Origin of the sequence: Mycolicibacterium iranicum, assembly GCF_002101705.1 — a bacterium.
GTDB classification, from domain to species: domain Bacteria; phylum Actinomycetota; class Actinomycetes; order Mycobacteriales; family Mycobacteriaceae; genus Mycobacterium; species Mycobacterium iranicum.
On record NZ_LQPC01000055.1, the window covers coordinates 1 to 5923 of the forward strand.

At 60.7% G+C, this 5923-nt stretch carries 7 protein-coding genes; 3 read left to right on the plus strand and 4 right to left on the minus strand.

What is annotated here, in order from left to right; genetic code table 11:
- Nucleotides 1-1019 (plus strand): hypothetical protein (locus AWC12_RS31250; protein ID WP_207576489.1); only part of this gene is annotated, 1019 nt, incomplete at its 5' end.
- A 92-nt stretch (nt 1020-1111) separates the two neighbouring features.
- On the opposite strand, the gene AWC12_RS26970 is transcribed toward AWC12_RS31250, so the two are convergent.
- From AWC12_RS26970 to AWC12_RS30740, 4 genes are all read right to left on the minus strand, one after another.
- A complete protein-coding gene (locus tag AWC12_RS26970) occupies nt 1112-2191 on the minus strand; it encodes a DNA polymerase domain-containing protein (protein WP_085178063.1) in 1080 nt (359 codons plus the stop codon).
- An 87-nt stretch (nt 2192-2278) separates the two neighbouring features.
- The gene (locus AWC12_RS31255) at nt 2279-2455 is read right to left on the minus strand and encodes a hypothetical protein (RefSeq protein WP_165762861.1); all 177 of its coding nucleotides are present in this window, start codon (nt 2453-2455) and stop codon (nt 2279-2281) included.
- A gap of 243 nt (nt 2456-2698) precedes the next feature.
- Nucleotides 2699-3010 carry a hypothetical protein gene (locus AWC12_RS26980; protein WP_085178061.1) on the minus strand — a complete coding sequence of 104 codons (312 nt, stop codon included), beginning with the start codon at nt 3008-3010 and terminating at the stop codon, nt 2699-2701.
- Between the two features lie 433 nt (nt 3011-3443).
- Entirely contained in the window at nt 3444-4268 is an 825-nt protein-coding gene (locus AWC12_RS30740) for a hypothetical protein (RefSeq protein ID WP_110808759.1), read from the minus strand.
- Between the two features lie 353 nt (nt 4269-4621).
- Between AWC12_RS30740 and AWC12_RS26990 the strand changes: the two genes are divergently transcribed.
- Together AWC12_RS26990 and AWC12_RS26995 are read left to right on the plus strand one after the other, a co-directional pair.
- On the plus strand, nt 4622-5230 hold the full coding sequence (locus AWC12_RS26990; protein WP_085178062.1) for a hypothetical protein: 609 nt from the start codon (nt 4622-4624) through the stop codon (nt 5228-5230).
- A 284-nt stretch (nt 5231-5514) separates the two neighbouring features.
- On the plus strand, nt 5515-5923 hold a 409-nt coding region (locus AWC12_RS26995; protein ID WP_207576490.1), incomplete at its 3' end, for a ComEC/Rec2 family competence protein.

A 5923-nucleotide genomic window follows, 5' to 3' on the forward strand; every position in this document is an offset into this window, starting at 1 on the left:
CTAACGCCCGCATCCACAAGAACAGCCTGGTATTTCTAGCTCCCGAGGTCGACCGTATCGACGTGCTCCTCAACGCTGTGCGGCAACGTATGGCGTGGGAGTACATCCTGGAGAGCAAGGACTCGCTCAATCTCGACCAGCACAACGTCAAGGTTGCAGAGTCCCGCGTCGCTCAGGCAAAGCAGACGGTGTCGGATTCCATTCGGGAGGCCTACCGATGGATCCTTGTGCCGACCCAGGAACCAGGCTCGTCGAGTATTGAGCTGGAATCAATCCTGATGGGCGGCGACGGCACGCTCGCTGAACGGGTGACCAAGAAAGCGGATGCAGGCGAGTTCGTCGTCCGGTCTTTTTCGCCATCGCTTCTGCGTATGCAGATCAACCGGCTAAATCTCTGGAAGGACAAGCCCTACGTCCCACTCGACACGCTTGTGGGCTACTTCAGCCAGTACGTCTATATGCCAAAAGTCGTGCGACCCAAGGTGGTAATGGACGTAGCGTGGCACCTGGATGAGGTCTTGAGCATTGAGCTCGATGGGTTCGCCTACGCCGATTCATACGACGACGACCGCTTCGTCGGCCTGACGGTCACAAAACCCGGGGCCGTACGTCAGGGCGGTCTACTCGTCGAACCGACGGTCGCACTTGAGCAGATCGAGAAAGACAAGACGCCTGACGAGGGTGGTGCCCGTGGCACCGGAACCTCAACAGAAGCAGGCGGTTCGACGGGCAGCGCCGGCGAGACCGGGACAACCGCCGCCGGCGGCGCCGTCACGTCCGCGACCGTTCCCACACGGTTCCACGCTACAAAAGAACTAACTAACACTCGCGTTGTCCGCGACGTCGGCCAAATCTACGAAGAAATCGTCTCCCACTTCGTTGATGGCGGACTCTCGATCCAGGTCTCGATCGACATCGAATCCAGCCAACTCGACAAGCTCACCGACGACCAGCGTGCCGCGATCCGCGAAAATTTGAAAACTTTAGGATTTGGTCCCGATGACTGGTCGATGGACTGATGTGCCACCGGCCGGCGGGCTACCGCGATTACCTGTGAAGGGCGAGGAACCACGCGCACCAGACTCGGTAGTAATCAGCTACCCGAATCGGTCTAATCCTCGTTCCAGTTTGCCGCGACCTTTCGACTTGGCTGCACGCGCGGTGGCTCACCCGGCATCTTGGGATAGTCAGGGGGGAAGTTCTTTTCGACCGGATCCGACTCCCACAGCCTCAGTAGTGGATCAAGCGAGAACTGCTTATCGTCGATACCTACCCACGGATCACCTATCTCACTGAAGCGTTCCGGCACGGTCGCAACGTTGAAAACGCTGGGATCCTCAGTCTTTTCCAGATCTGTCCATGCCACCGGCGTGGATACAGGCGCCCCGGGGCGTGCTCGCGGCGACCAAGCCGAAGCGATCGTCCTATCGCGACAATTCTGGTTGTAGTCAACGAAGACTCTGTTGCTGCGAAGTTCCTTCCACCACTCGGTGGTCACTCCCTTGTCGCGCCGCTCCAACTCCCGGCCAAAGGCGATGGCCGCATGACGTACTTCGTCGAATCCCCAATCAGGCCTGATCCGCACATAGACGTGGACACCTCGGCCGCCTGAAGTCTTGCAGTAACCAGTCATCTCGAATTCGTTCAACAAGTCGCGAGCGGCCAGCGCCACCCGGACTACCTCTGTGAACGGGATTCCGGGCTGGGGGTCGAGATCGATCCGCAACTCGTCCGGCCTATCAACAGAACCTGGGTCATCTGTCCGTCGAACTGGCCACGGATGAAACGTGATTGTTCCCATTTGCGCGCACCAGGCAAGCACCGCAGGTTCCGTCGGACAGATCTCTGTCGCGGTTCTGCCGGAAGGGAAAGTTATCTCGACCCCGTCGACATACTCGGGAGCGTGCCGGATCATGCGCTTTTGGTAGAAGCCACCGTCGTCTGCTCCGCGCCCTAATTTCATACCCGGATGTACACCGTTCGGCCAGCGTTCCAAAGTCGTTGGGCGCTGCTGCAATACGCGTAGCAGCGGTTCGGCCACCGCGACCATGTACTTGACTAGATCGATCTTGGTTACGTCTGGCGTCATGTCCGTCGCGGGAAAGACGACGCGGTTGGCGCTCGACACTCGCAAGACTCGCGTCGGCGCGGACGGCGACTTAATCTCCAGTTCAACGTCGCGCTTTGCCATCTCCTGATCCCCTCGTAATCGATCGAACGGTCGGAACGCGAGTAAGTGGGTAGAGATGGTCATGAACCGGCTCACGGCTCTAACGCGTCAGTGAGTAAGCGGGTCCAGCGTGCCATCGGCGATTCCACGAGCGGTCTTGTACGCACGCTGGAAGCCCGAGGCGATGCGGTCTTGGGTGCGCTGATCGATATCGCTGAGATCCCGCGTGGATCGGGTCAGGGCCTCCCTGTCCTCGGGAGTGAGCGCAGCGAACGGTGTACTCATTGGTATTCCTCCTGCAGGCCGTTCACGGCAGCGCGCTCCTTGTCTGCACGATCCTCATCATCGCGTAGTGGCCCAAGCAGCGGCTGTGTGACTCTCCGGTCGTATGGCTCGAATATGCCAGGAGGCACTGACACGGGGGCGGGCCGATCGTCGAAGATCCGCATGAAGAGACGCGGAGCAACACCCGCGAAGGGCACCAGCTTGTCCTCGGCTCCCTTGTCGAACATCTCCACTGCGCGGCTTTTACAGGGTGAGGCGTGTTGCCCGAATCGCAGCTACTGCGAGACGTGCGATAGCCGCTGGATCATCGTTGTCTTTGCAGAACTTGTTTCCCGTACGTATTAACCTGCGGATACGCTGGTCATCAGTTTCGCCAGGTGGCTGGTCGTCGGCCGCGGGAAGCAAGGAAGAGAGCTTGATGACTTCTGCGAGGTAGCCGCAATCAGACAGTGAGCGCTGAACCAGGTTGCCGAGGTCCGTGGTGTTCATCCCGAGGGGAGAAACGAGGCCGATAACTAGCTCAGGGCCGTCAAGGGTCGAGGCAACGTCATCCACGGGGCGCAGCTTAATGGCTCAGCCACCAGCCGGTTGACATGTTCGCTGCTGACTCGTTCTCTGAGCATCACGGTGACCAAGACCTTCGAGCAGGCAATACCAATATGGTGGCGTCGATACGGGTCGTAGGATTGCTCACACGATTCGAAGCTTCATGGAGGTGCAGGTATGGAACCCCGAACTCCAAAGAAAGTGATGGTGTCGAAGGCTGCCCTGAAACAGGCCGGGATGCGCGCCACGAAGGCATCGGCCAAGCTAGAGGGCCGGATCGTACCCGTCAGCCACCATCGGTCCGCGGCGGTCGAGGCGTACCTGGCAAAGCAGCGGTCGGCAGAACACTGAGCTCTGGTTCTTCGTCAATGGGGATCCCGATTTCAAATTCGTTGTCTCGCCCGATTGCTGAAGTCGCGACGGTGCAATCATCAGACGCGCGCTAGTCCTGCAGCAAACGGATTCCACACGTCGGGCACCAACGAACGCGGGACCCTAGAATATCGCTGATTTGCGCCAATTCGTCTGAATGGTGTGCGCAGACCTTCCTCCGAAGGTGGTCGCGGATGATCTTGACGATGAAGTAGGCGCGCTCGGCGGGGTTGGTGCCGTAGCCGTCGGTGTAGAGGGTGCCGGAGGCGATGATGTCTCCGCGTTCCAGGTCCAGCTGTCGGTAGCGGGTGGTGCCATCGTCATTCTGGCCGTCGACGACTCGCATGGTTTGACCGGTGGGGCGGAGGTCGATTTCGAGATCCCAGTCTCCGCCGCGTTCGCGAAAATAGAAGCTGTGTTCGTCGACCTCGCCGCGCCACTGTTCAGGCGCCCAACCGCCGTGGCTATGGACGAGGACTCCTGGGTGGTGGGCGAGCCAGGTTTGAAGGTCTTGCTCGGCAGCCTCGTCGGCGGCACGAATCTGGAGGGCTTCCGGAGATTGCCAATACTCGTCAATCCCGTTGAGCAACTGCTGAAATGACTCGCGCCGTTGGCCGCGCGTGCGGGTGCAACTGCAGCCGAAGCCGAAATCATGAAGGCCGCTACTAGGCAACTGCGGGTGACACGAGCAGCGGCACAGCTCTCCGGTCTCAATGTCGGGCCACTCGGTCAATGCCGCCAACAGCGCTTCTGCCATGCCCGCGGGATCCGCACTGCCGCGTTCGTCGAGCGCCTCCGTTAGGTAGGCAAGGTAACGGGCCCGTGCACCAATGCGGGCTTGCTCTCTGAGCTCGCGGTCCGCGGCCGCAGTCAGCGGCCCCTCGTCATCGGTCACGAGAAGTCAGGATGACACTCCTGCCGTCTGCATGTCGCAAATTTCTTGCCGGACGGCTGGCGGCCCCGTCGCGAAGGGATGCCGCTCAACGCCTGCCAGGACGGCGGCGAAAGAAGTCCTTGCCAGTTCGCCGGTGGAGTGAGATTCTGTACGGCTTTGCTCCTTTCCATTGACCCCTTTGAAGCGATGACAATCATCACCGAGAATGCAGCCCCTTCAACGCCGGCCCGCGATTCCGGCGCGACTGAACGCGGTGCCCGTCGCGGCGACGACACCGGGCTTCTGGCAACCACGGCCCCGCCGGCGGAGGTAGGTGGCCGGTACCGCACCACCTCCACAGAAGGAACAGACCTGTGACGGTCTCCGGGGAAGATGCCGACATCCCAGGACTGACCGCTGGGGAGAAGATCCGTTTGCGCGCTGCTGAATCCGACATCAACGCCATGAGTGAGGTACTCAACAACGGCACAGCCACCCGCGACGATGTTGACGGCGCCTTCGCGCACCTCAGGGCACTGGACATCGACCCCCACAAGCACCGCAATGCCCTGCACGTCCCAGCAGACGCTGGAGTGCACGCGTCCGTGATCGAGGCCATTCTGCGGCGCATCCCAAACGGATGGGGTCGCCGGTTGAGCGTCGACGTCGGCTGGTACCCCCTGGTGGTCGCCACCGACGCAAAGCTGGCCCGACTCGACACCCGCTATCGGGTGCACCAGATCAAGGAGAAGTTCGGCACTCTCCGCTACTACTGTCAGGCCGCCGGCGAGGATCCCGATCCTGAGCTTCTCGACGCCATGGACGTCATCACCGACGACGCCGAACGCGCTTCCGCGATCACCTGCGAAAGATGCGGAGAACCCGGCATTCTGCATCGAAGCCGCCTCGCCCGGGTCAAAACTCTCTGCGTCTGTTGCGCCGAGCAACTCGGATTCCACGCGGTATTGAACGATGGCCAGTAAGCACGGCGCGATCCCTGACGAAGCGTGTTGCAGATACGCCCCTGGCGAAGTTCACTGGATTATTCGACCGGAACAGCTTGCCGTGGCAAAGACGCGGCTGTGTTCTGCCTCCGCGGGCATCGGTATCGCGCATCTGAGAGTAACTGCAGGTGCATCGCAGTATAAGCGGGTCGCGGGTTAACTGATATCGGGAAGCGCGGACTTGTCGGTGGCCGTGAGTAGCGTGTTTCAGCAAGTGATCACCTGCGCGCCCCCATCACGGCCGCATAGGAAGGCGAGGACATATGACTGACGAGTTCGGACTGCCTGCTCGGGGAGCAGTGTTCTGGCCGATCGGTACCGGAGACAGCACAACCGTCGTAATCGACGATCAGGTGGTCCTCCAGGTCGACCTGCACGACATGGCCAAGGCCGATGACGACGCCAACCCCGAGGTAGCGGTAGTTGACCGCCTGGTCGAAGCGTTGCCTCGCGTGAACGGTGACCCTTACCTGGCCGTCTTCGCGCTGACCCATGCCGATAAAGACCACTGCTTGGGCTTCGCCGACCTTCTGGCTGAAGTTCAGATCGGAGAGCTTTGGTCGACACCGAGGTTGTGGCGTGAGTTCAACGATCCCGACGCACCCGAGCCGTGCGAAGACGCTGTTGCCTTCCGCGAAGAATCCGAACGACGCATCGAAGCCACTCGTGCCG

What these genes read in the sequence shown, in the direction of transcription:
- AWC12_RS26970 (WP_085178063.1), bottom strand. Translation starts at nt 2,191, where the DNA reads ATGGCAAAGCGCGACGTTGAACTGGAGATTAAGTCGCCGTCCGCGCCG.
- AWC12_RS31255 (WP_165762861.1), bottom strand. Translation starts at nt 2,455, where the DNA reads ATGAGTACACCGTTCGCTGCGCTCACTCCCGAGGACAGGGAGGCCCTG.